Here is a 21400-nt window from a genome sequence, read left to right as displayed (position 1 = left end):
GTTATAGTTATTTAAAAGGATATTTTGAATGAAAAGAATGTTAGCGGAGTTTGAAAAAATCCAAGCGATTTTAATGGCGTTCCCCCATGAGTTTGGCGACTGGGCGTATTGCATCAAAGAGGCTAGGGAAAGTTTTTTAAACATCATTCAAACCATAGCCAAACACGCCAAAGTGTTAGTGTGCGTCCATACTAACGATACTATCGGCTATGAAACGCTTAAAAACTTACCCGGTGTAGAAATCGCAAGGATTGACACTAACGACACATGGGCTAGGGATTTTGGAGCGATCAGTATTGAAAATCATGGCGTTTTAGAGTGCTTGGATTTTGGTTTTAATGGCTGGGGGTTAAAATACCCGTCCAATTTAGACAATCGGGTGAATTTCAAACTCAAAAACTTAGGGTTTTTAAAACACCCTTTAAAAACGATGCCCTATATTTTAGAGGGCGGGAGCATAGAAAGCGATGGGGCCGGGAGTATTTTAACCAACACCCAATGCCTGTTAGAAAAAAATCGTAACCCCCATTTGAATCAACATGAAATAGAAAACATGCTTAAAAAGGAATTAGGGGCTAAACAAGTGCTGTGGTATTCTTATGGCTATCTCAAAGGCGATGACACCAATAGCCATACCGACACGCTCGCTCGCTTTTTAGATAAAGACACCATTGTTTATAGCGCATGCGAGGATAAAAACGATGAGCATTACACAGCCTTAAAGAAAATGCAAGAAGAATTAAAAACCTTTAAAAAACCAGACAAAACGCCTTATAAACTCATCCCCCTAGAAATCCCCAAAGCCATTTTTGATGAAAACCAACAACGCTTGCCGGCGACTTATGTGAATTTTTTATTGTGCAATGACGCTCTCATCGTGCCCACCTACAACGACCCTAAAGACGCGCTCATTTTAGAAACCTTAAAACAACACACGCCCTTAGAAGTGATAGGGGTTGATTGCAATACTTTAATCAAACAGCATGGAAGCTTGCATTGTGTAACGATGCAACTTTATTGAATAAAATCACGCTTTTTGGCGTGGTCCAAGGCGTGGGCATGCGCCCTTTTATTTATACCCTAGCTCAAAAATTAGAGCTTGTAGGCTTTGTGCGTAACACCCAAGCGGCTTTAGAAATCGTCTTACCCGCTCATAAAACAGAGTCTTTTTTAAACGCCCTAAAAAAAGGGTTGCCCCCTTTAGCGTTGGTTGAAAAGATCATTATTAGCCCTTATGATAAAACGCTCAAATCCAATGGTTTTAGGATTTTAGAAAGCAAGAACCACCCCTTGAATTTGCTCAGTCAAATCCCTAAAGATTTAGGCGTGTGTGAAGATTGCTTGCGCGAAATTAGAGATAAAAACTCCCCCTATTTCCATTACGCTTTCAATTCTTGCGCGAAATGCGGGGCGAGATACAGCCTTTTAAACGCTTTGCCCTATGACAGAGAAAACTCCGCCCTAAAGCCTTTCAAACTCTGTGAGTTTTGCGCATTCGTTTATAAAGACGCCAATAACAAACGCTTCCACATTCAAGGCATCAGCTGCAAAAAGTGCGGTATTACGCTCAGTTACAAGCGATTCAAAAATGATGACGCTCTTTTAGAATGCGCTAAAGACATTCAAAAAGGTAAAATCATCGCTCTTAAAGGTTTGGGAGGCTTTGCTCTCTTGTGCGATGCGAGGAATTTTCAAACCATAGAAAGATTACGGCTTTTAAAAAACCGCCCCCTAAAACCTTTCGCGCTCATGTTTAAAGATTTGAACACAGCCAAACAGCATGCGTTTTTGAGCGTATTAGAATGCGAAAGCTTAAATTCCACAAGCGCCCCCATTCTTTTAGCGCGTAAAAAACCTGACACGCAATTAGCCCCTAATATCGCTAAAAACTCCCCCTTTTATGGCGTCATCTTACCCTATACCCCTTTGCATGCTTTATTGCTGGATTTATTGGACTTCCCCATTATATTCACGAGCGCGAATTTCAGCTCCCTCCCTTTAGCGAGCGATGAGGCTGAGATTGATTCCTTGAGTTTCATTTTTGATTTTAAACTCACGCACAATCGTGCCATCATCCACAGGATTGATGATAGTATCGCACAGCATGTGGATAATGCGATTCGCCCCATGCGTTTGGCTAGGGGGTTTGCCCCACTTTATCTCACTTTGCCTAAACGCTCTAATGATTCGCAAAAAAAGATTTTAGCGCTTGGAGCGGAGCAAAAAGGGCATTTTAGCTTATTAGATAGTGAAACTTCCATCCTTTTACTCTCGCCTTTTTGTGGGGATTTGAGCGTTTTAGAAAATGAAAAACACTTTAAAGAAACTTTGAATTTTTTCTTAAAAACCTATGATTTTAAACCCACCATCTTAGTTTGCGATAAGCATCAAAACTACACCACCACTCAAATGGCTTGTGGTTTTAATACGCCCTTATTACAAGTCCAGCACCACCATGCCCACTTTTTAGCGAGCATTTTAGACGCATTATTACAAGACCCGCATTTAAATCATCCTTTTATAGGCATTGTCTGGGATGGGAGTGGGGCTTATGAAAATAAGATTTATGGGGCGGAGTGTTTTGTGGGGGATTTTGAACGCATTGAAGAAACCGCCAGGTTTGAAGAATTTCTGCTTTTAGGGGGGGAAAAAGCGATCAAAGAGCCTAAACGCCTGGTTTTAGAAATCGCTTTAAAACACCAACTCAACAAGCTTTTAAAGCGCGTTCAAAAACATTTTAAAGAAGACGAATTGGAAATTTTTCAGCAAATGCATGACAGAGGAATTCAAAGCATAGCCACCAATTCCATAGGGCGTTTGTTTGATATAGTAGCGTTTAGTTTGGATTTAGTAGGAACGATTAGCTTTGAAGCAGAGAGCGGGCAGGTTTTAGAAAATCTAGCCTTACAAAGCGATGAGATCGCTTTTTACCCTTTTAAAATCAAAAACAGCGTGGTGTGTTTAAAAGATTTTTATCAAGCGTTTGAAAAGGATTTGGGCGTTTTAGAACCCGAACGCATCGCTAAGAAATTTTTTAACAGCCTAGTAGAAATCATTACCGCTTTGATTGCGCCTTTTAAAGAGCATGTGGTGGTGTGCAGTGGGGGCGTGTTTTGCAACCAATTATTATGCGAACAATTAGCCAAACGATTGAGGGGGCTAAAAAGGCAGTATTTTTTCCACAAGCATTTCCCCCCTAACGATAGCAGTATCCCTATCGGTCAAGCCTTAATGGCGTATTTCAACCCTACAATCATCAAAAAAGGATAAAAATGGATAGCGTAACTCTAGCATGCGGGAACGGAGGGAAAGAAACAAACGCTTTAATTGAGCGAGTCTTTATGCCCTATTTAAAAGAATTTATCGTTGCGTTTGATGAAGACGCCCCTAAATTTGAAGCTAGTGGGGAATATTGCGTGAGCACGGATAGTTTTGTCATCACGCCCTTAATTTTTAATGGAGGCGATATAGGCAAACTTTGCGTTTGCGGGAGCGCGAATGATGTGAGCGTGCAAGGGGGCGAACCTTTGTATTTGAATATGGGTTTTATTTTAGAAGAAGGCTTAGAAATCCCTCTTTTAAAACAAATTTTACAATCCATACAAAAAGAATTGCTTAAAGCCAACCTGAAACTCCTCTCCCTAGACACTAAAGTCGTGCCAAAGGGGAGCGTGGATAAGCTTTTTATCAACACAACATGTATTGGTAAAACCATCAAGCCAGGGATTTCTTCACGCCATTTAAAACAAGACCAAGCCATTATCATAAGCGACACTATCGCCAATCATGGGGCAAGCTTGTTTGCGATGCGCCATGAAATCAAACTTAAAACTAATCTAGAAAGCGATTGCCAACTGCTCTATCCCTTATTAAAACCCCTATTTTTAAGCGATCTCAAAATCCATGCTTTAAGAGATGCGACCAGGGGCGGGTTAGCGAGCGTGCTGAACGAATGGGCGAACAGCTCCAAAGTGAAAATCGTTATAGAAGAAGAAAAAATCCCCTTAAAAGAAGAAACTAAAGGGATTTGTGAGATTTTAGGGCTAGAACCCTACGCGTTAGCCAATGAGGGGGTGTTTGTTTTAGCAATCAATCAAAAAGACGCCCCTAAAGCCTTAGAAATTTTAAAAAGTAACGAGAAAGCTAAAAACGCTTGCGTGATTGGCGGAGTGTTTGAAAACCCCTATCCTAGCGTGGTTTTAAAGAACGCATGGGGTTTTGAAAGGATCTTAGAGATGCCAGAAGGCGAATTATTGCCTAGGATTTGTTAAGGCTAAGGCACTTTTTAAAACCCCTCTAGCCCTACCCTCTAAAATCACTATAATCAATCTAGAAAACTTGCAATAAAAGAGGGTTAATGGCGGGTGTTACAAAAAAGCGGGCTTGATGATAAAAAAGCGCTTGGAATTGAGAGCGAAGCGCACACCAAACCCCTTTTAATGGCTCAAAGCTTGTTTAAAGCCAAATAATCACAATATCGCAACTACCGCTAGCCTAATGCTTAATAGCGGAGCGTTTTTATAACCCTATAAGAGCCTTGATTTTATTTCAAACCTCTAAAAGCTTCAAATAATACTCATAAGCTTCTTTGATGCCCTGCTCTAAAGGGATTTCTAATTCCCATTTTAAAGCCTTTTGTTTGGAAATATCCATAAGCTTTTGCTGCATGCCCACTGGTTTGGACAAGTCTTTCACAAATGCGCCCTTATAATCTAAAACCTGAGCGACCATTTTGTAATACTCTTCAATGCTGTAATCCACGCCAGAGCCGACATTCATCACGCTAGGGATTGAAGCGATATTCTCATAAGCTAGAGAAATGAACCTGGCTAAATCTTTAGCGTTTAGATATTCTCTTCTGGCCGTGCCATCGCCCCACATCGCAAACTCTTTTTCATTTTTTAATTTAGCGGTGTGCATCCTAGCAATAAGCCCGGGTATCATGTGCGCTATTTTTTCTTCAAACTTGTCAAACTCGCCATAAAGGTTGCAAGGCACTAGGGTTTTATAAAAAACGCCTTTTTCAGCGCTCACATACTCGCAATACTTCATCACAGAGAGTTTGGCTAATGCGTAGCCTTCGTTCGTTGGCTCTAAAGATCCGTTCAATAAATCGCTCTCTTTTAAAGGGTTGGGGGCGAATTTAGGGTAAGCGCAAGAGCTCGCTAGGTTAATGGCTTTCTTCACGCCCAAATCTAAAGCGCTAGAAAAGAGGTACAAGCCCATCAATAAATTCTCAACCATGTAAGCTGAAAGATCGTTCATGTTAGCGACAATGCCCCCCACTCTCCCGGCGCAATGGATAATGCCTGTAGGCTTGTATTCTTTCAAATAAGCTTGAACATTGTCTTTATCTAGTAAATACAATTCGCTCTTTTTAGGGGTGAGTAGAGTAACATCAGGCTTATTTTTTTTTAAATACAACGCCGTGTTCTGCCCCACCATGCCATAGGCACCGGTGATTAAAATAATCTCATTCATAAAAATTCCTTAAAATATAACCCCCATCTTGCAAGTAAAGGTTTTTCTGGCATTCTTTTAAATCGTATTCTAACATGTCCTTAACCAACTCTTTTAAATCGTATTCCCTAACCCAACCTAGCTCTTTTTCCGCCTTAGTGGGATCGCCTAAAAGCAAATCCACTTCAGTAGGCCTGAAATAGCGCTCGTCTATGCGCACCACGATTTGGCCTGTTTTTAAATGGCTTAAGTTTAATTTTAAAGCGTTCGCTCTTTTTTCATCAACGCTTTTAATCAAACCGATTTCTTTAACCCCTGTGTTTTGAAATTCTAAACTAATACCGATAAATTCAAAGCTCATTTTCACAAAATCGCGCACGCTTGTGGTCTTGCCTGTAGCGATCACATAATCTTGTGGAATGGGTGCTTGGAGCATTAAATGCATCATTTTCACATAATCTTTGGCATGCCCCCAATCTCTTTTAGCGTCTAAATTCCCTAAATACAAGCAATCCGTTAAGTTATACGCTATCGCGCTAGCGGCTCGTGTGATTTTACGAGTGACAAAAGTTTCGCCCCTTACTTTACTTTCATGGTTAAAAAGAATGCCATTAACCGCAAACAAGTTATAGGCCTCTCTGTAATTTTTGGTGATGTAAAAGGCATACATTTTAGCGACCGCATAGGGGCTTCGTGGGTTAAAGGGGGTGTTTTCGTTTTGTGGGGTTTCTAAAACTTCGCCATACAATTCGCTCGTGCTGGCTTGATAAAATCGTGTTTTCTTTTCTAAGCCTAAAATCCGCATGGCTTCTAAAATCCTTAGCGTGCCAATACCATCAGCGTTAGCGGTGTATTCTGGGGTTTCAAAAGAGACTTTCACATGGCTTTGAGCGGCTAAATTATAAATCTCTGTAGGTTTAGTGGTAGCGATTAAATGGATAAGATTAGAGCTATCGGTCATATCCCCATAGTGCAGGAAAAAACGCCTTTTGTGCTCGCTGTGCAAATCTTCATACAAATGATCGATCCTAGAAGTGTTGATGCTAGAAGAGCGCCTTTTTAACCCATGCACTTCATAACCCAAATTCAGCAAGTATTCAGCCAGATAGCTCCCATCTTGCCCGGTAACCCCGGTGATTAAAGCGATTTTTTCTTTCATTATTTTTCCTTTATTTATTTTCCTTGATTTTGTCTGTTAAAATCGTCATCAACCCTTACAATATCGTCTTCACCGACATACTCGCCCACTTGAACTTCTATGATGGTTAAAGGGATTTTGCCGTAATTAGCCAGGCGGTGTAAGGTGTTTTTAGGGATATAAGTGGATTCGTTAGCTTGCAATTCAAACGATTGGCGATCCAACTCCACGCTCGCCATCCCGCTAATCACCACCCAGTGCTCGCTCCTGTGGAAATGCTTTTGTAAAGAAAGCCTTGCGTTAGGTTTGACTTCTAAAATCTTAACCTTGTAACACCCGCTCTCATGCAAGACTTCATAGCTCCCCCAAGGGCGATACACTTTAGTGTGCGTTTGCAACAATTCTTGGTTGTTTGCTTCCACCTCGCTCACTAAAGCTTTTAAATCTTTAGCCTTGTCTTTATGAGCGATTAAAAGAGCGTCTTTGGTGTCAATGATGGCTAAATTCTCAACCCCTAAAAGAGCGCTCACTTTATGGGAAAACACTAAATTATTCTGGCTCTCTTTGGCAAAAACAGGCGTTTGATTCAGGCTGACATTTTCTTTAGGATCGTTAGCCACTTCTTCAAAGAGAGCGTTAAAATTCCCTAAATCGCTCCACTTGGCGTTTAATCCTACCATTTTGATCTTGTGGCTTTGTTGCATTAAAGCTATATCCACGCTCACATCTTCTAAATCTTGCATGCTCTTTTCGCTCAAACGAGCGATCTTTTTTTCAAAAAAAGACGCCCTCTCCAAAGATTCAAACGCTCTTTCGCACCCCTTTAAAATAGTAGGGGCATGCTTTTTCAATTCGTCTAAAAAAACGCCCGCTTGGAAAACAAACATGCCGCTATTGAAATAAAAACCCCCGCTTTTTTGAAACTCTATCGCTTTTTCTAGGCTTGGCTTTTCAATGAAGTGCTTGACATCTAAACCATTAGGGCTTTCAATATACCCAAACTCCGTGTTGGGCTTTTCAATATTGATCCCAAAAGTGACTAAAAAGCCTTTTTGGGCTAAATCAATCGCTTTTTTGATTGCATTTCCATACGCTTGAATGTCTTTGATCAAATGATCGCTTGGCGTAACGATGAGTGAATCTTCTCTCTCACTCATTAAAGCGCTCAAAGCAATAGCGTTAGCGGTGTTTTTACTCAAGCTCTCTAATAAAAAACCCACGCTTTTGTTTTTGATTTCACTCTCTATTTCTTCTAGGGCTAAAAAATAATGCTTTTCGTTGCACACAATGAGCGTTTCATCCACTAAGGAAGCGTTTCTTTTAAAACTCAATTCAAACAAGCTTTCATTGCCAAAAAGCTTTAAAAATTGCTTAGGGTATAAGCTACGGCTTAAAGGCCATAGGCGTTTTCCGCTCCCCCCACTCAGTAAGATATTTTTAATTTTCATGAGTTTCCTTGTCAGGCTCTCTTTTGTTTTTTTTAGGGTTATTATAGCGTTTTTAATCGGGCGTTTTTGAGTTACTTCAAAAACTCAGCGATGACTTCATTCTCTTTTGGTATAGGAAAGAAAATGTCAGTATTGGGCGAAATGAAGACCCTACTCCCTTCTCTAATCACCACAATAGGAGCGATTTTGCTCTTGTCTCTTAAAATTTGATTGACCACTTGATTGATCCCCATGCCACTTTGCCTCATCAATTGCAATAAAAGGTAATCCCCAAAGAAATTAGTCGCATATTCTTTATTGCCTCTGTTGTTTAAAGCCGAAGTGATCCCAATCAATAAGCCGTTAGTGAGCGTAGAAAGCAGTAACGGCACGCCATAGCGCTGGAAATTCCTTTCAATCAATTCCCCCACTAAGCCGTTATAGCCTTTAATGTCCGCCCCTTTAGCGTTAGTGAGCATGATATTGATGCCATGGGGGGTGATGATGCGGCTCCATACAATATCCAAGCGGTATTCGCCCATTTTGTTATTGTTGCTGTAATAGCCTATGACTTTAGAGCCTTTGGGGATTAAGACGGCCTTGCCCATGTGAGCAAAAATATCGCTCTCCACTTGTGCGATGACTTTACCAGCGATCTGGCTAGAAATAGGCGTGATCAAAAAGGCGGGTATCATTTTATCGGCTGTAATGGTGCGTAAAAGCTTGTTTTCATTGGTAGCGATGTCTTTTTCTTTAAGGTTGGTAAAACCATCGATCCCTTTAGGGTTATCCATGGGGAAAATCAGGTTTTCTTCGTAATTTTTAGGGCTTTGTTTGAAAGGGGTGATGCGAGAGGCTAGTAAATCTAATTGCTTTAGAGAAAAGTCTTTTTTAGGGGGGGTTGTGTTTGTTTTTAAATCTATGGGAGGGCTATTAAAAGTTTCTTCTTTAGAAGAGTTCATTTCTTTGGAGTTTAGGGCTTTTAAAGCGGCTTTTAGCTGTTCTTGTAAGGCTTTAATGGTAGCGTCTTTGGAGCTTTCTGTGTTAGTTGGCTGTGGGTTTTGAGTGAAGGTGTAGTCTTGTAAGGGGTATTTCACCTCATCGTCATTCAAAAGGTTGGGTTGGTTATTTAGGGGGGCTTTTGGCTTTTGATGATAGATTAAAGAAATTGTTATGATCGTTGCAAAACCCCCTACAAAAACAAGCGCCCCCTTAAGCCACTTATTCATCTTTACCCTTTTTGATAAAACGGATACACAAATAGTCCTTACCCAGCCTTAAAGTCCATTTAGCCGAGACATCTTCAGCGATAATGTAATCGCCCACAATCCTAGTATTCACCGGGTTATCATAGCCATCAACGACTTTATAAATCACCGGGAATTTAGAGAGCGCTAATTTTTTGTCAAATTTGAAATAAGTGAATTGCTTGTCGTTAAAAATTTCTTCAGGCATCAAAGAGAGTTTGGATTTTTTAGAACAAATCCCCAAACAATACCATTTCCTTTGAGAGCTTTTTAAAGCCCTATAGCCTTTTTGAATGTCTTTTTTAACGATTTTCATCGCATTAGTGCTATCGCCAATCGTTATAGTCTCTTCTTCTTTGGTTTCTTCTTTTAAGGGTTTGCTGTTGTTTGTGGGGGTATTTTCAAGGGTATTTTCTTTGTTTTGTGGCTTCATAAAAGCGTTGGAATAATAGTTTTTATCTTCTATGAAAACCTGTAAATTAGGGTGTTTGGAGCTAGTGAAAGTGGTAGAAAACACATAGAAAGAAAAAATCTTACCCTCATTATCAATCACGCTGACATTAGAATCCACGCCAATTTGTAGGGGTTTGATGAGCAAAATGCGATCGTTACTTTCTAAGATTTTCGCATCAAAGCCCACCTTATCCCCTAAAACAAAATCGCTAATGGGTTTTGAAAAAAACAATAAGGTCGCCATCGCATAACGCAAGCGGATTTTATAGGTTTGCCCTTGAAAGTAATCAATGTTCAAAGTGTTGGACATTTTTGAGCGGTTCTTGTCAAAAAAGCTCCCTTGAATGGCGTTTAAATCTTGCATGGGGTGGTTTAAATTCGCCGGGGCTGTTTCGTTAGCTTCTTCTAAAAAATCATCGGCTTTTAAAGCGCTAAAAGCCAACAAAAAGCCCACAAGAGCGTATAAAACCTTACGCATCAATCGCCCCTATTAGTCGGCGCAATTTCAGTGATGCTGTAGCGAGTGATTTTAAAACCGGTAGGGTTTTTGGGCATGGAAGCGTAATCAAAATCCGGGGTGTCAAACAAATAACTCAGCGCGATTTTATAACGCTTTTCATACACCAGTTTGTTTTCATTCATGAGTTTAGCTGCAATAGAAACGCTCGCAATGGGGTTATTGTCTTGCTGATAGATCGCAATATTGACGATATGGACTTCTCTTTCCAGATGGCTTTGCGCATAAATGCTGTTTTGGGTTTTAATCAAATCTTCAAAGCGTTGCCACACTTTAGAACTGCTTTGCAAGCGCACCAATTCATAGCGCGATTTATCGTCAATGCGATTAATGCTCTCCCTGTTTAACACATACGCCCCAATGAGCGAACGAGCCAACGCTTCATTACTGGAAATGCTTTTATCCGCTCTTTGGATAATGGCGTAATGCTTGTCCTGGTTTAAAAAATCCACGAAATGGTGTTCGGTTTTTTGTAGGGGTAAAACACTGATTAACACGATCGCCAAGATAAGAGCGATAAAACTCATCAAACCTAAGAGTTTATAAGCGATTTTCAAGCGGTTCCTCTCTAATCTGAACACGCTTTGCATGTCCAAATCACTCACCGAAAAACCAGAAAGCTTGTTTTCTAAATGCTTTTCTTGGTGGCTTAAAAGCTCTTCTAAAAAAGCCAACTGCTCGCTATTGAAAGGCTTTTCTTTCATGCGAGATTTAACCTGTTTTCATACAGTGTGCAAGGGCTTTTTTTCATCTCATGCACCTTACTGGTGCAACCAAATAACATGATTCCTATAATAACAAAAAAAATTCTCATTAAATTCCTATTTATTTAAATTTCATTTTTTGTATTTATTGTATCCTTTTTAACCTTTTTTTGCTTGAAATTTGGGATTTTTACATCTAATTGAGTGGTTTCTACCTTGAATGTGGGGGAATGCGTTTCTTTTTCTTTAGAGACGCCTCCGCTCATAGAAGCAGAAACGCTAGAAGAAGCGGGTGGGGTCGTGATATATTGTAAGGAATTAAGGGCGTTTTGGCTGAGGTTGGCGCTCAAATTGGTAGCGAGTTTGTAAGTTTCTTTAAAGCTGTTTTGCACCCTAAACAAAGCGTTGATGAAAAAAGGCACGCCTATGATAAAAACGCAACACAAAAATAACGCCACCACCAATAAAAGGCTTAAGTCTTGTTTTTCTTGCACATGAGCGTCTATTAAAGCCTTAGTAACCGACACGTTCAAAAACCCCACCAACAACAAAAAAGGCTTGTAAAACCCAAGAGCGAAGCATTTTTTTAGGCATGCAACCACAACGCTCCTCCATGTTTTAAAAAACCCAAACGCTAAAAACAGCACCCCTAAAGAGCACCACACATGCACTTCTAAATACACTAAAATGATGATCGCAAACAGCACGCTCAAAAAAAGCCCTTGCAAAATGCTTAAAAAAAGCCACACAGACATTTCATTATGGCTCAAATCGCTGATAAAACTAAGGGCATAAAAACCATGATTAAAGATAAAATCTAAAGAAAGCGCGTGGTTAGAAAAGTTGCTCAAGCTTTGAGAGAGGCTTTGCGCGATCATGTTAGGCGCAATAAAAATAGCGTTTTGGAAAAATTCATAAAAACGCATGGGATTTTTTAAAGCGTAGTTAAAAAGCGCAAAAAACCCCACAAACAATAACGCTTCTGTTAGCGCACTGGTGCTGAAGAAATTCTGTTCTTTCAAACTCCTATAAGCAAAGAGCATGAACGCCAAAGCGACCACGCTATTAAACACCAATTGCGCATGCAAGGTGTAGAGAAAAAATTCAGCGAAACGCCCTAAAATCGCCGTGAGAGGCGTGATAAACCAAGAAAGGATAATCTCATAAGCGTCATTTTTCATCAATATTAACGGACTTTAATGTAAAATTCAAAGCCTTCACGCCATACCAATAATTCAATTTTAGGCACGCTTAACGCTTCTCTTAAAGCCTTCGGGTTGGACGCTACATTTTTACGATTCACCCATAAAATCCTATCCCCAAGCTTTAAAAAATCCAAGCCTTTGGGCAAATGACTGCCTATTTTAGTGATAGTGAAACGCTTGTCTAAAGCGATGCCATAGCGCTCTAAAAAAGTGTCTTTGAGCAAAAAACCCCCATAACGCTTATTGACTTTGAGCGTTACTTCTTTGATTTTATGGTTTCGTTTGATGCTTACTTTTACAAGGCTTTGGTATTTAAGATTGCTCACCACCCATTCAAACTCCGCTAACGAGTGGATCTTTTGATGGTTGATCGCTAGGATTTCATCGTTTTTTAAAAAAGGGTTTTTAGGGAAAAAGGGATCAAATTGCGCCACCACTAAGCGCTTATTATCTTCTTCTAAACGCACCCCAATATCCCCATAATAAGGCTCTTTTTGGTTTAAAAAGTGCTTGATAAATTTCGTTTCTATAAAGCCATTCCCCCCTACCCCTAGCCCTAACATTTGATAGCAAATATTGCTGATAACGCCATTTTTTTGAATCTCTTGTGAAATTTGGGCGTAGCGGTCATAACCCTGTTGCTTTGAGAGCAATCGCGCTTCTATGGCTTCTTTATCCCCTATACTAGCCATTGGCCTTATAAGGGCGTCTTTGTCTAAATCCCTTAAGGTATAAAAATACTCGCTTGGCGCGCTTTGCAACAAATACAGCCCCACAAAGGGATCGGATTTGATGACTTTGGCGTGTTTGGGGTAGGTTTTGGAATAATACAAATACACGCCCTTAGGCAATTCTTTTAAAGCCACGCCCCCATTTTGAAGGCTCGCTTTTTTAAAAAAAGCCTGACAATGCTTGAAATCATAAGCCCCCAATCCGTTCAAAAAAACCAATAGGATGATAAGGGCTTTGTGAAACATCACAATTTAGCAAAATTCCCCAGCATGTTAAAGGCTAAATTTTTGCGGTTTTCTTCTACGGCTTTATACCCGTCATTCAAAGCGCTCATCAAATAGATTTGCATCGCTTCTTTATCTTCTAATAGGCTGTCATCAATTTGCAAATCCACTAACTCCCCCACCCCATTAAAACTCACGCTCACCATTCCCCCACCGCTTTTGGAAGTGTGGATCGTGTCTTTATTCTTTTCTTCTAGTTGAGAAAACTCTTTTTTCATGCCGTCTAATAACCCGCCCAATTGACTAAAATCCATCTCTAACCCCTTATTTTTCTAAAATTTCATTCTTTTCATCCACTAGCACGATGCATGGCTTGTGCGCGTTGATTTCATCTTCATTCATGCTCGCATAAGCTAAAATGATCACCACATCGCCTATGGCCACCTTTCTGGCTGCTGCGCCATTGACGCAAATCTCGCCCCTTTTTTTCCCTAAAATCACATAGGTGCTGAAGCGTTCGCCGTTATTGACATCCACGATTTCTACCTTCATGCCCTCTCTAAGCTTAGCGAACTTGGCCAAATCCTCATCTATGGTGATCGATCCTACATAATTGAGATTAGCGTCTGTGATAGTAGCCCTATGGATTTTACTATAAAGCATTTCAAAAGTCATTTTCTTTCACCTTTTGCGCGCGCTTGATTTCTTTTAAAACCAATTGGTTTTTTTCTAGCAAGCAAGCGATCTTACAAGGTTTTTTAAACGATTGCAAGAGCAGTAGATTGCTTAATGGGGTTTTGATCTCATTGTGAATGATTTTTTTAATTTCCCTCGCTCCTAAAGTCGTTTGGTAGCTTTTTTGCGCGATGAATTTCAAAACTTCTTTATGGAATTTTAAGGCTATGTCTTGCTCTAGCGCTAGGGCTTTTAATTTGTCTAATTCCACAGAAACAATGCGTTCAAAATCCTCCAAACCAAGCGTGTTAAACGGCACGATCGCATCAATTCTAGATCGTAATTCGGGGGTCAAAAGCTCTCTAACGGCCTTATCATACTTGGTGTTTTTAGCGCTAAAAAACCCTAGCGCATCCTTATCCTTACTCCCCACATTTGAAGTCATGATCAAAATCACATGCTTAAAACTCGCCTGATTGCCTAAATTATCGCTCAAAGTGGCGTTATCCATCACTTGCAACAACAAATCATACACATTAGAGTGGGCTTTTTCTATTTCATCTAAAAGCAGCAAGCAATGCGGGTGTTTTTTAATTGCATTCACCAATAACCCCCCTTGCTCAAACCCCACATAACCGCTAGGACTCCCGATGAGCTTGGCCACGCTATGGGCTTCTTTGTATTCGCTCATGTCAAAGCGTTCAAAATGCAAATTCAAATTCAAGGCCAATTCTTTAGCCAACTCTGTTTTCCCCACCCCACTAGGCCCCACGAATAAAAAGCTCCCCACAGGCTTATTTTTTGCAGAAAGCCCGCAATGCTGGATTTTAATCGCATTACTGACAAGATTGATCGCTTCTGCTTGGGCGAAAATCTTATTTTTAAGCGATTTTTCTAAATTCCTTAAAAGGGCTTTCTTATCGCTGCTCAAACGCATTTTAGGGATTTTAAGCTTTATGGCGAGCGCTTCTTTCACATCATCAACGCTGATTTTTTTGCCCTTTTTAGGGCTGATTTTTTTCCTCGATCCCACCTCATCTAGCAATTCAATCGCTTTATCCGGCAAGAATCTATCATGCATGTAATAACTCGTTAAATCCACGCATGCCTTAAACACGCTCTCATCATAACGCACCTGGTGGTGTTCTTCATAAAGGGGAGCGATCTTTTTTAAGATCAAATAACACGCCTCTTTAGAAGGCTCTTCAACTTTTATGACTGAAAAACGCCTGTTGAAAGCCTTGTCTTTTTCAAACACGCTACGGTATTCTTCAAAAGTGGTCGCTCCTAAACATTTCAAGCTCCCATCCGTTAGGACCGGTTTTAATATATTCGCCGCATCTAAGCTCCCAGCGTTAGTGTTCCCTGCGCCTAAAAGGGTGTGGATTTCATCAATGAATAAAATGATGCGGCCGTTTTCTTGGATTTCTTTGAGCGTTTTTTTCAAGCGTTTTTCAAAATCCCCTCTGTATTTTGCCCCAGCCACCATTAAAGCTAAATCCAAAGAATAGACTTCATATTCTTGCAAAAACTCCGGCACTTCTTTTTGAACGATCTTTAAAGCCAAAGCTTCAGCGATGGAGGTTTTCCCTACGCCCGCTTCGCCAATTAAAAGCGGGTTATTCTTTTTTCTGCGCCCTAAAATTTCTATCACTCTTAAAATCTCTTCTTCTCTGCCAATGACTGGATCTAAAGCGTTATCTTGGGCTAAAGCGCTCAAATTCTTAGCGTATTTTTTTAGGGGAGTGTTTTTGGGCGCTTCTTCATTATTGGTGTCATTAGGAATGCCATGGTTATCCAAATCCAATAAAGCAGGATTAGAATACAAACGGGCGATGCCAAAACTATCCATGAGTTTTGAAGCGTAACAATCGGGGTGATCCAGCATTAAAATAAGCAATTCTTCCACGCCCACGCTCTCAAAACCACTCGCATACATTCTTTTAAGCATTCTTAATAGCACAAAACTCCTAGCAGGCATTTTGGCTGGATCACTCTTTAAAGGCACATATTGCAACAAATAGTCTTTAAGGATTTGTTTTAATCTATCATAGTCATCTCTTTCTAAAGCGCCAATCATCTTTGCCCCGCTCTCATGCTCTAAAATGACCAATAGCACATGCTCTGTGGTGCAAAGGGCATGGTTAAGATCTAGGGCTAAATTTAAAGCTCGGTTTAGGACTTCATTGAGATCTTGATTGAATTTAGCCATTATCTTATCTCTTCTACCAATAATTTTAAGGGGAGATCTAGCTCTCTGGCTTTATCCCTAACCCATGCTGCCCTATGCCTGGCAATATCATAAGGATAGACGCCACAAACCCCCTCGCCATCACGATGGATGCTTGATGTGAGAGCTTGAGCCTCTTCTAAAGACTTGTCAAAAAAATCCCTCAAAGCAGAGATGACAAATTCCGCTGTCGTAATGGGGTCATCAACCATGATCACTTGCGCCATGGTGGGGGTGGGTATGTCATACATTTTCATGCTGCTCATCCATGCTACTTAGCGATCACAACAGGGATACTGGATTGTTCAACAAGGCTATTTTGGTGCGAAATGAACAAACGATACAACAAATTAGATTCGCTCGCCCCGATCAATAACAAATCATAATCCTTCGCCATATCCAAGACCACATCAATCAAATCGCCGCTTTTTAGAACGCTCTCGCACTCTATATTTTCTTTTTTGAAAGCGTCTTCAAATTGCTTTAACAAAGCCTTAGCTTTTTCTTCTTCTAAGGCTTCTGTCTGGCCATAATCCATCATCCCACTTTCGCTATAAATAAACACTTCCATGCTCACATGCAACAAGGTGAAACGGACCTCTTTAAGCGAATGGGCTAACTTGACAGCGAATTTAATAGCGTTATAACATTCTTGCGTGTCGCTAATCCCAAATAAAATATTCATAAGAACCAACCTTAAATGAAGTTTTGATATTATACCAAATAAACCCTAATTACCTCATGAAAGCTCAAGGATAAAGCGCTATAATATGGCTCAAAAAAGGGCATAAAAATAAGATCGAGCTATGACTTTTTAGCGCCTACTGATGAGATTCCAGAATGTGTTCTTGTGCCAAAGGAGCTTGGTAGAAAATTCAAAAAAGGAAAAAGTGAGTAAGACACTATTAGCTAAGGTGCTTGCTAACACCACAGATACCGATGCAAGCTATTGCTTTATCTCAGATTTAGCGGTGCAACTTGATAATATCAGCCCAAGAGTGTCTAAAAGCATCATAACCGCTCAAGCAGAGAGCGTTAGACTGACTTATGCGTTAATTGACAAGGTTTTGTATAACTCGCTCCACAATATTTTAAGTTTCATTTTTGATAATGTGAAGTTGCCACAAACCAAAAATGCATTGACAGCTCAAATCTTTGATGGGGCGTATCAATTTAAAGGTTAAACCATGCTCTTTATCAGCGCGACTAACACTAATGCCGGAAAAACCACATGCGCTAGGCTATTAGCCCAATATTGCAACGCTTGTGGCGTTAGAACGATTCTATTAAAGCCCATTGAAACAGGCGTTAATGACACAACCAACCACTTTAGCGATGCGCATTTATTCTTGCAAGATAACCGCCTTTTAGATCGCTCTTTAACCTTAAAAGACATTTCATTCTATCGTTACGCTAAAGCTTCAGCCCCTCTCATCGCCCAACAAGAAGAAAACCAAAACGCCCCTATTGACACGAATGATTTAATCCAACGCCTCCAAAATTTCACCAAAACTTACGATTTAGTCATCGTTGAAGGGGCTGGGGGGTTATGCGTGCCTATCACTTTAGAAGAAAACATGCTAGATCTTGCCCTAAAACTAAAAGCCAAAATACTTGTGATTAGCCATGATAATTTGGGCTTGATTAATGATTGTTTGCTGAATGATTTTTTATTGAAATCCCACCAACTAGACTATAAAATCGCTATCAATTTGAGGGAAAACAACGCCGCTTTTCACAGCGTCAGTTTGCCCTATATTAAGCTTTTTAACGAACGCTCCAATAACCCCATTGTGATTTTCCAACAAAGCCTAAAAGAATTAATGAGCTTTGCTCTTAAATAAAGTGCAGACAGAGCTCACGCTGATAAAAAAGCCCATTAACAGCAAAGCGTATAAAATCCAGCTAAAAATGGGTTTTGAAATGTCAGCGCTCTCTTTTAAGGGTTTTAAAAAAATCACATTAGGGAACATGTTAAACAAATTGATCCGCCAACCATAGTATTTCACTTCCACTTGCTGATTGACTAAACTTTGAGCGAGGGCTGAAATATCAGCCGAATTAAACTTAAAATAAAAAGGGAAGCTAAAGCGCGTGTCTTCGTTACGATAAACGGTTACGCTTTTTTTATCCTTAGGGTCGTAAGTTTGCACAAAATAGACATCTCTAGCAAGCGTTTTTACTTCCTTATTATTGGGCGTGTTTTCATTTTCATTCATCCTTTTGACTTCCACCCCGCTAATGACAGCCGCGCTATAATGGGGCATGCAATAGCTCACTAAGAGCATGAGCGCTAAAAAGATCGCCGTTAAAATGAACAAAACCACATTACGCACAAATTTTATCAACTTCATTCCTTATGATAGTATTAGCCTTTTTTCGCATCCAAACACCATTTAAGAGCTTAAAAAACGCTCTTTCACATGTTTTCAATCATCACGCTAGCAAATTCAGAGCATTTCACTTCTTTAGCCCCATCCATTAAACGAGCGAAATCATAAGTGACTTTCTTGCCCTTAATCGCTTTTTCCATCGCAGAAACGATCAAATCAGCCGCTTCCACCCAGCCCATATGCCTTAACATCATTTCCGCGCTCAAAATAATAGACCCCGGATTGACTTTGTCTAGCCCGGCGTATTTAGGAGCGGTGCCATGGGTGGCTTCAAACATGCCCACTGTGTCATTGAGATTAGCCCCAGGAGCGATACCAATACCCCCAACCATCGCCGCTAACGCATCAGAGATATAATCCCCGTTCAAATTCATGGTCGCAATAACGCTGTATTCGCTAGGGCGTAAGAGGATTTGTTGCAAAAACGCGTCAGCGATCATGTCTTTAATGATGATTTCTTTACCGGTTTTAGGGTTTTTCAAAGAACACCATGGGCCTTTATCAATGACTTGAGCGTTAAATTCTTTTTGAGCGAGCGCATAGCCCCATTTCATGAACGCCCCCTCAGTATATTTCATGATGTTACCTTTATGCACAAAAGTTACGCTTGGCTTGTCGTTATCAATAGCGTATTCAATCGCTTTCCTAACCAACCTCTCTGTGCCTTCTTTACTAATGGGTTTCACCCCTATGCCGCTGCTTTCAGGGAAGCGGATTTTTTTAACCTTTAGTTCATTTTGTAAAAAATGGATGAGTTTTTTCGCTTCCGCGCTGCCTTCTTGCCATTCAATGCCCGCATAAATGTCTTCAGAATTTTCTCTAAAAATCACCATATCCACTTTTTGTGGTTCTTTAACCGGACTCGGACTCCCATACCACCTAACCGGTCTCAAGCACACATACAGATCCATTTTTTGGCGTAACGCTACATTCAAAGATCTAAACCCCTCACCAATAGGCGTGGTCAAAGGCCCTTTAATAGAGACTTTATAATGATTAATCGCTTCAATAGTGTCCGGTAATAACCATTGCTCTTCAGGGCTTAATTCTTTATGATCTTTAAATTTTTGATAGCATTTTTCGCCCACAAACACCTCATACCATGCGATTTTTTTCTCGCCCTTATAAGCCTTTTGAACCGCGCTATCCACGACTTTAATCATCGCCGGGGTAATATCAGATCCAATGCCATCGCCCTCAATGAAAGGGATAATGGGGTGGTTTGGCACATGCAATTTGTTGTCTTTAATCGTAATTTCTTCACCCTCTTTAGGCTTTTGTAAGATTTTAGGGTTGTAAGCCATCTCTTATCCTTTTTATAAAATTTAAGCAACTATACTAGCGCAAAAATACTATATAACCCCTAAAAATCTTTTTTGAATGCGTGTTTAAAAGTAGCGATTGGAAATAACTTGAAAAAACGCAATGTTTTTAAAAAGAAATCATTTAATTTTTTGGCTTATAATGGAGTGCTATCATTCTAAAAACTTAAGGAAGCCAAATGTCTGTTACTTTAATCAATAATGAAAATAATGAACGCTATGAATTTGAAACGATTGAATGCACTCGTGGGCCTAAAGCGGTGGATTTTTCCAAGCTTTTTGAAACGACCGGGTTTTTTTCTTACGATCCAGGGTATTCTTCCACCGCCGGGTGCCAATCTAAGATCAGCTATATCAATGGCAAAAAAGGCGAATTGTATTACAGAGGGCATAGAATAGAAGATTTAGTCGCCAAATACAAATATGTAGATGTGTGCAAATTGCTCCTCACAGGGGAATTGCCTAAAAATCAAGAAGAAAGCTTGGAATTTGAATTAGAATTGCGCCACAGAAGCTTTGTGCATGAGAGCTTGTTAAACATGTTTTCAGCTTTCCCCACTAACGCCCACCCTATGGCGAAACTCTCTAGCGGCGTGTCTATTTTATCCACCCTTTATTCCACGCACCAAAACATGCACACTGAAGAAGATTACCAGACTATGGCTAGAAGGATTGTCGCTAAAATCCCCACGCTTGCGGCTATTTGCTATCGTAATGAAGTGGGAGCACCCATTATTTATCCGGATATCGCACGCTCTTATGTGGAAAATATCCTTTTCATGTTAAGAGGGTATCCTTATAGCCGATTAAAACACACCACTCAAGGCGAAGTGGAAATCACGCCCCTAGAAGTGGAAGCCTTTGATAAAATCCTAACCTTACACGCTGATCACAGCCAAAACGCCTCTTCTACCACGGTAAGGAATGTCGCTAGCACCGGCGTGCATCCTTATGCAGCCATAAGCGCGGGCATTAGCGCTTTATGGGGGCATTTGCATGGCGGAGCGAATGAAAAAGTGCTTTTGCAATTAGAAGAAATCGGCGATGTGAAAAATGTGGATAAATATATTGCACGCGTGAAAGACAAAAACGACAATTTCAAACTCATGGGCTTTGGGCATAGGGTGTATAAAAGCTACGATCCGCGTGCAAAAATCTTAAAAGGCTTAAAAGACGAACTGCACCAAAAAGGCGTTAAGATGGACGAGAGGTTGAGCGAAATCGCTGCGAAAGTGGAAGAAATCGCGCTAAAAGACGAGTATTTCATTGAAAGGAATCTCTACCCTAATGTAGATTTCTACTCCGGCACGATTTTAAGGGCTTTAAAAATCCCGGTGCGTTTTTTCACGCCGGTGTTTGTCATTGGCCGAACCGTAGGCTGGTGCGCTCAGCTTTTAGAGCATGTCAAAAGCCCGCAAGCTAGGATCACGCGCCCAAGACAAGTCTATGTAGGGGATTAAGGCTTTGCCCTATAGAGTATTGAATAGAGCGTGATTAGAGCGTTGGTTAAGCTTTAAGAAACGCTTCAAAGCTTGTTTAAAGGAGCGAAGCGTCTCGCCACCAAGCGAGCGGTAATTTAACCGCATGCAACCAAAACTTAACCCCACTTTTACAAGCAAACCCTTGAGTTTTTGGAAAAAATGGTTGCAAAACACCTCTCTTAAGAAAATTTA

General features: G+C 40.4%; 22 protein-coding genes. 6 read left to right on the top strand and 16 right to left on the bottom strand.

The window, feature by feature from the left end:
* Positions 1-28: 28 nt before the first annotated feature.
* The 3 genes from HPSH112_RS00255 to hypE are packed head-to-tail and all read left to right on the top strand — an operon-like array spanning position 29 to position 4271.
* On the top strand, positions 29-1021 hold the full coding sequence (locus HPSH112_RS00255) for an agmatine deiminase family protein (protein WP_000827214.1): 993 nt from the start codon (positions 29-31) through the stop codon (positions 1019-1021).
* Complete coding sequence (hypF, locus tag HPSH112_RS00250; protein ID WP_014662177.1) at positions 1018-3270, top strand: carbamoyltransferase HypF; 2253 nt, start codon at positions 1018-1020, stop codon at positions 3268-3270. The genes HPSH112_RS00255 and hypF overlap by 4 nt, the downstream gene beginning before the upstream one ends.
* A gap of 2 nt (positions 3271-3272) precedes the next feature.
* Entirely contained in the window at positions 3273-4271 is a 999-nt protein-coding gene (hypE, locus tag HPSH112_RS00245; protein WP_000378782.1) for a hydrogenase expression/formation protein HypE, read from the top strand.
* 277 nt (positions 4272-4548) lie between these two features.
* Here hypE and HPSH112_RS00240 read toward each other — a convergent pair whose 3' ends face one another.
* The 14 genes from HPSH112_RS00240 to HPSH112_RS00175 form a co-directional block, all read right to left on the bottom strand.
* On the bottom strand, positions 4549-5481 hold the full coding sequence (locus tag HPSH112_RS00240; protein WP_001002520.1) for a GDP-L-fucose synthase family protein: 933 nt from the start codon (positions 5479-5481) through the stop codon (positions 4549-4551).
* On the bottom strand, positions 5474-6619 hold the full coding sequence (gene gmd / locus HPSH112_RS00235; protein ID WP_000659844.1) for a GDP-mannose 4,6-dehydratase: 1146 nt from the start codon (positions 6617-6619) through the stop codon (positions 5474-5476). Before gmd ends, HPSH112_RS00240 begins: the two co-directional genes overlap by 8 nt.
* A 14-nt stretch (positions 6620-6633) precedes the next feature.
* Complete coding sequence (locus tag HPSH112_RS00230) at positions 6634-8046, bottom strand: mannose-1-phosphate guanylyltransferase/mannose-6-phosphate isomerase (RefSeq protein WP_000694836.1); 1413 nt, start codon at positions 8044-8046, stop codon at positions 6634-6636.
* Between the two features lie 71 nt (positions 8047-8117).
* Positions 8118-9254 carry a DNA type IV secretion system protein ComB10 gene (locus HPSH112_RS00225; protein ID WP_001045868.1) on the bottom strand — a complete coding sequence of 379 codons (1137 nt, stop codon included), beginning with the start codon at positions 9252-9254 and terminating at the stop codon, positions 8118-8120.
* Positions 9247-10203, bottom strand: coding sequence for a TrbG/VirB9 family P-type conjugative transfer protein (locus HPSH112_RS00220; protein WP_014662053.1), 957 nt, complete (start codon positions 10201-10203; stop codon positions 9247-9249). The genes HPSH112_RS00225 and HPSH112_RS00220 overlap by 8 nt, the downstream gene beginning before the upstream one ends.
* Positions 10203-10946 (bottom strand): VirB8 family type IV secretion system protein, encoded by a 744-nt coding sequence (locus tag HPSH112_RS00215; protein ID WP_000660502.1) that lies wholly within the window; start codon positions 10944-10946, stop codon positions 10203-10205. Before HPSH112_RS00215 ends, HPSH112_RS00220 begins: the two co-directional genes overlap by 1 nt.
* On the bottom strand, positions 10943-11056 hold the full coding sequence (locus tag HPSH112_RS00210) for a hypothetical protein (protein ID WP_001217864.1): 114 nt from the start codon (positions 11054-11056) through the stop codon (positions 10943-10945). The genes HPSH112_RS00215 and HPSH112_RS00210 overlap by 4 nt, the downstream gene beginning before the upstream one ends.
* A gap of 15 nt (positions 11057-11071) precedes the next feature.
* Complete coding sequence (locus HPSH112_RS00205) at positions 11072-12127, bottom strand: P-type conjugative transfer protein TrbL (RefSeq protein WP_000786694.1); 1056 nt, start codon at positions 12125-12127, stop codon at positions 11072-11074.
* A 5-nt stretch (positions 12128-12132) separates the two neighbouring features.
* Positions 12133-13128 (bottom strand): PDZ domain-containing protein, encoded by a 996-nt coding sequence (locus tag HPSH112_RS00200; RefSeq protein WP_000468441.1) that lies wholly within the window; start codon positions 13126-13128, stop codon positions 12133-12135.
* Entirely contained in the window at positions 13128-13421 is a 294-nt protein-coding gene (locus tag HPSH112_RS00195) for a YbaB/EbfC family nucleoid-associated protein (protein WP_000347917.1), read from the bottom strand. The genes HPSH112_RS00200 and HPSH112_RS00195 overlap by 1 nt, the downstream gene beginning before the upstream one ends.
* A gap of 10 nt (positions 13422-13431) precedes the next feature.
* Positions 13432-13782 carry an aspartate 1-decarboxylase gene (panD, locus tag HPSH112_RS00190; protein ID WP_000142269.1) on the bottom strand — a complete coding sequence of 117 codons (351 nt, stop codon included), beginning with the start codon at positions 13780-13782 and terminating at the stop codon, positions 13432-13434.
* Entirely contained in the window at positions 13772-15994 is a 2223-nt protein-coding gene (locus tag HPSH112_RS00185) for an AAA family ATPase (RefSeq protein WP_001051544.1), read from the bottom strand. The genes panD and HPSH112_RS00185 overlap by 11 nt, the downstream gene beginning before the upstream one ends.
* Entirely contained in the window at positions 15994-16269 is a 276-nt protein-coding gene (locus tag HPSH112_RS00180) for an ATP-dependent Clp protease adaptor ClpS (RefSeq protein WP_000784856.1), read from the bottom strand. Before HPSH112_RS00180 ends, HPSH112_RS00185 begins: the two co-directional genes overlap by 1 nt.
* A 14-nt stretch (positions 16270-16283) precedes the next feature.
* Positions 16284-16697 carry a universal stress protein gene (locus HPSH112_RS00175; RefSeq protein ID WP_001023005.1) on the bottom strand — a complete coding sequence of 138 codons (414 nt, stop codon included), beginning with the start codon at positions 16695-16697 and terminating at the stop codon, positions 16284-16286.
* Positions 16698-16902: 205 nt separating this feature from the next.
* Between HPSH112_RS00175 and HPSH112_RS00170 the strand changes: the two genes are divergently transcribed.
* Positions 16903-17196: a hypothetical protein gene (locus tag HPSH112_RS00170; protein ID WP_041199809.1), complete on the top strand. Its 294-nt coding sequence runs from the start codon at positions 16903-16905 to the stop codon at positions 17194-17196.
* Positions 17197-17199: 3 nt separating this feature from the next.
* Entirely contained in the window at positions 17200-17856 is a 657-nt protein-coding gene (gene bioD, locus HPSH112_RS00165) for a dethiobiotin synthase (protein WP_000897556.1), read from the top strand.
* Here bioD and HPSH112_RS00160 read toward each other — a convergent pair.
* Together HPSH112_RS00160 and icd are read right to left on the bottom strand one after the other, a co-directional pair.
* Complete coding sequence (locus HPSH112_RS00160; RefSeq protein ID WP_012443263.1) at positions 17833-18360, bottom strand: DUF1523 family protein; 528 nt, start codon at positions 18358-18360, stop codon at positions 17833-17835. The two genes, bioD and HPSH112_RS00160, sit on opposite strands and share 24 nt — an antisense overlap.
* Positions 18361-18431: 71 nt before the next feature.
* Complete coding sequence (gene icd, locus HPSH112_RS00155; RefSeq protein ID WP_000323965.1) at positions 18432-19709, bottom strand: isocitrate dehydrogenase (NADP(+)); 1278 nt, start codon at positions 19707-19709, stop codon at positions 18432-18434.
* 197 nt (positions 19710-19906) lie between these two features.
* Here icd and HPSH112_RS00150 point away from each other — a divergent pair, with 197 nt between their 5' ends.
* Entirely contained in the window at positions 19907-21187 is a 1281-nt protein-coding gene (locus HPSH112_RS00150) for a citrate synthase (RefSeq protein ID WP_000117393.1), read from the top strand.
* The last annotated feature ends 213 nt before the right edge of the window (positions 21188-21400 follow it).

Source organism: Helicobacter pylori Shi112, assembly GCF_000277405.1.
Taxonomy (GTDB): domain Bacteria; phylum Campylobacterota; class Campylobacteria; order Campylobacterales; family Helicobacteraceae; genus Helicobacter; species Helicobacter pylori_C.
Note: the sequence above shows the minus strand (reverse complement) of the source record. Positions and strands in the feature narration are given on the sequence as shown.

What these genes read in the sequence shown, in the direction of transcription:
- HPSH112_RS00220 (WP_014662053.1), bottom strand. Translation starts at nt 10,203, where the DNA reads ATGCGTAAGGTTTTATACGCTCTTGTGGGCTTTTTGTTGGCTTTTAGC.
- gmd (WP_000659844.1), bottom strand. Translation starts at nt 6,619, where the DNA reads ATGAAAGAAAAAATCGCTTTAATCACCGGGGTTACCGGGCAAGATGGG.
- HPSH112_RS00175 (WP_001023005.1), bottom strand. Translation starts at nt 16,697, where the DNA reads ATGAATATTTTATTTGGGATTAGCGACACGCAAGAATGTTATAACGCT.
- HPSH112_RS00195 (WP_000347917.1), bottom strand. Translation starts at nt 13,421, where the DNA reads ATGGATTTTAGTCAATTGGGCGGGTTATTAGACGGCATGAAAAAAGAG.
- HPSH112_RS00240 (WP_001002520.1), bottom strand. Translation starts at nt 5,481, where the DNA reads ATGAATGAGATTATTTTAATCACCGGTGCCTATGGCATGGTGGGGCAG.
- bioD (WP_000897556.1), top strand. Translation starts at nt 17,200, where the DNA reads ATGCTCTTTATCAGCGCGACTAACACTAATGCCGGAAAAACCACATGC.
- HPSH112_RS00210 (WP_001217864.1), bottom strand. Translation starts at nt 11,056, where the DNA reads ATGAGAATTTTTTTTGTTATTATAGGAATCATGTTATTTGGTTGCACC.
- HPSH112_RS00225 (WP_001045868.1), bottom strand. Translation starts at nt 9,254, where the DNA reads ATGAATAAGTGGCTTAAGGGGGCGCTTGTTTTTGTAGGGGGTTTTGCA.
- HPSH112_RS00200 (WP_000468441.1), bottom strand. Translation starts at nt 13,128, where the DNA reads ATGTTTCACAAAGCCCTTATCATCCTATTGGTTTTTTTGAACGGATTG.
- HPSH112_RS00255 (WP_000827214.1), top strand. Translation starts at nt 29, where the DNA reads ATGAAAAGAATGTTAGCGGAGTTTGAAAAAATCCAAGCGATTTTAATG.
- HPSH112_RS00215 (WP_000660502.1), bottom strand. Translation starts at nt 10,946, where the DNA reads ATGAAAGAAAAGCCTTTCAATAGCGAGCAGTTGGCTTTTTTAGAAGAG.
- hypE (WP_000378782.1), top strand. Translation starts at nt 3,273, where the DNA reads ATGGATAGCGTAACTCTAGCATGCGGGAACGGAGGGAAAGAAACAAAC.
- panD (WP_000142269.1), bottom strand. Translation starts at nt 13,782, where the DNA reads ATGACTTTTGAAATGCTTTATAGTAAAATCCATAGGGCTACTATCACA.
- icd (WP_000323965.1), bottom strand. Translation starts at nt 19,709, where the DNA reads ATGGCTTACAACCCTAAAATCTTACAAAAGCCTAAAGAGGGTGAAGAA.
- HPSH112_RS00180 (WP_000784856.1), bottom strand. Translation starts at nt 16,269, where the DNA reads ATGAAAATGTATGACATACCCACCCCCACCATGGCGCAAGTGATCATG.
- HPSH112_RS00230 (WP_000694836.1), bottom strand. Translation starts at nt 8,046, where the DNA reads ATGAAAATTAAAAATATCTTACTGAGTGGGGGGAGCGGAAAACGCCTA.
- HPSH112_RS00150 (WP_000117393.1), top strand. Translation starts at nt 19,907, where the DNA reads ATGTCTGTTACTTTAATCAATAATGAAAATAATGAACGCTATGAATTT.
- HPSH112_RS00205 (WP_000786694.1), bottom strand. Translation starts at nt 12,127, where the DNA reads ATGAAAAATGACGCTTATGAGATTATCCTTTCTTGGTTTATCACGCCT.
- HPSH112_RS00185 (WP_001051544.1), bottom strand. Translation starts at nt 15,994, where the DNA reads ATGGCTAAATTCAATCAAGATCTCAATGAAGTCCTAAACCGAGCTTTA.